Below are 2,262 nucleotides of genomic sequence, written 5' to 3' on the forward strand. Positions count from 1 at the left end.
ATGGGGCGCCGCACTATGTGCGTTTCGACAACGGGCCTGAGTTCGTCGCGCATGCCGTGTCGGATTGGTGCCGATTCAACAGTGCCGGTTCACTTTTCATCGATCCCGGCTCGCCGTGGCAGAACGCGTGGATCGAATCATTCAATGGCCGACTGCGGGACGAGCTGCTCAACCTGTGGCGCTTTGATTCGCTGCTGGAAGCCCGCGTGATCATCGAGGACTGGCGAGCCGATTACAACTCCAATCGGCCCCACTCCGCCCATGGCGACCGCACCCCAGCCGAGTTTGCCCTACAGTGGGCCGCGACCCATCAACCGAAAGTCGCATAACGACTGGACCACCAAACGGGTCCCTCTCACACTCGCCCGACAACTCCGCGTCATACACCCGCTGGAGCTGCTCGGCGCGGTCCGCAGCCGCAACCGCCCGGTCCAGAGCCTCGGTCTCGTACTCATCGAACTCGATGCCGGGGACGCCGGTCGCCTCCAGCGCGGCGACCATCTTCAACCGCAGCTTCTCGCCCGCCGTCTGCCGTCGCCTACCCATAGCACGAGCATACGACCGGCGACCGGCACAGCACCCGAAACCTGTTTGCTGTCAGGTGTTTTCATGCTTTCGTCGCAGCTAGTGGAACATGTTCCTGGGCAACAAGATTCGGCCCCAGCAAACACCGCAGGTCCACGATCAGGGGTGCGCGAAAAATGGCCCCTGCCAGGGGTTTAGGGTGCAGTGCGGCGAACTGGAGCCAGCGCGCCGTGCGCCCGCGACTCGAAGACAGCAACGGAGGGTCCCCCCAGGGCAAAGTTTTGCCCTGCGCAAACAGTGATACAGTGATATGCACAGCAAACTTTCAGCAACCGTTCCTCAGGCTACCTTCGTCCGTGAGAGCGGTTGTGGCGCAACGGATTTCGACTCTTAAATGCGCACGGATGGCGCTGTGCCGCAACGGTTCTCGGGCGCGGTCAGCGGGCGGTGTCGGAATGGGTGTCGGCTCCCACATGTGGGCCGACCGGCTCCAGCAAACTCCCCGGTTGGTGGCACCGCTGGCCGCGCTATGGCGGGTGACCTCACGCGGCCAGCGGTGGTCTAGCACCTGCGCCCGAGCGGAGTAGCCAGTGGCTCCCGAGCGCAGGTGGTCTGTTAGCTGCCTTCCATGCCGACGCGCACGACGGCTGCCTCGTGGGGGAAGGCGAACCCGACGCGCAGCACGGCGCGGATCGCGGTCCTGTAGCTGGAGAAGAACGGTGACGGGTCGGCCACGACCTCGGGGTCGTTGCGCAGCACGACGAACACGCGGTCTCTCGGGATGAGCCAGGCGGTGCCTTGCGCGCAGGCGGGTGCGGAGTGGATGCGCACGCCGAGCGCTGAGCGTCCGGTGACGGCGGTGGCGTCGACCCCGAGCAGCGGTTGATTGCTGTCGGTGCTGACTTTCGCGGTGGACAACGCGAGCACGTCGACCGGGTTGGCGACGAGGGAGAAGTTGGGCAGCCCGTCCACGGGGTGAATCGTGGGCGCACCCGCGTTCTCGGCCAGCGAGACCGCCTCGGCGATCACGTCGAGCGAGCCGTCGAATACCGCCGTTGTCTCGGTGACCCCGGTCAGGGACTCCAGCCCGTTGGGTCCGTTGGCCACGGTGTCCCCGAGCCAGGCGGCGTCCAGCTTGGTCCGCAAATCCCTTACGAGTCCTTGCCCGACAACGTCGAGCGCGGACGGGTCGGAGTCGGCGACCAGCTCGTTACTGACCACGGTCAAACCTTTGAGACCGGACGGGGTGACAAGCACTTCCTCGACATCGGGGTCGGAGACCGGGATCTCCGCACCCTCGGGCACCCACGCGGTATCGGGGTCGGACACGACGACCGGGAAGCGCATCGAGTGGCTGTCGGTCTGCACGACGGTGGAGGTGACCATTGCGACCGAGCTGGTGATGAGCGGCTGCACGACCAGCTCGGCAACCTGCTCGGGAGAGAGGATGGCGGCAGCGTTGGTGCTGTTGAGTGTCATCGGAGCGCCTTACGTGTGAGGGTGTCTCGGGGATGCTCACGGTGAGCGGTCACGCTCTGCCGTTGGTGCCTCACGAAGGCGAACAGTGCTGCGGATGACTGCGGCGCGCAGCCGGTCCGGCAGTGGCGAGTCTAGTGTCCTGAGTCATTAATTCGGTTGCAGTAGTTGGCGATGCTTGCCAGGATCTGGTCGGCGGTCTTAGTCCAGACGTAAGGCTTGGGGTTGTCGTTCCAGGTGTCGATCCAGGCACGGATATCG

At 64.9% G+C, this 2,262-nt stretch carries 2 protein-coding genes and 1 pseudogene; 1 reads left to right on the forward strand and 2 read right to left on the reverse strand.

What is annotated here, in order from left to right:
* A partial coding sequence (locus ACTWP6_RS30095) for an integrase core domain-containing protein (RefSeq protein ID WP_443189623.1) occupies positions 1-329 on the forward strand: 329 nt, incomplete at its 5' end.
* Between the two features lie 811 nt (positions 330-1,140).
* Here ACTWP6_RS30095 and ACTWP6_RS30100 read toward each other — a convergent pair.
* Both ACTWP6_RS30100 and ACTWP6_RS30105 read right to left on the reverse strand, forming a co-directional pair.
* Positions 1,141-2,004, reverse strand: coding sequence for a phage major capsid protein (locus tag ACTWP6_RS30100; RefSeq protein ID WP_443189624.1), 864 nt, complete (start codon positions 2,002-2,004; stop codon positions 1,141-1,143).
* Between the two features lie 131 nt (positions 2,005-2,135).
* A pseudogene (locus tag ACTWP6_RS30105) lies at positions 2,136-2,262 on the reverse strand (IS630 family transposase); the annotation flags it as partial.

The organism is Mycobacterium sp. 4D054, from assembly GCF_052245755.1.
GTDB lineage: Bacteria > Actinomycetota > Actinomycetes > Mycobacteriales > Mycobacteriaceae > Mycobacterium.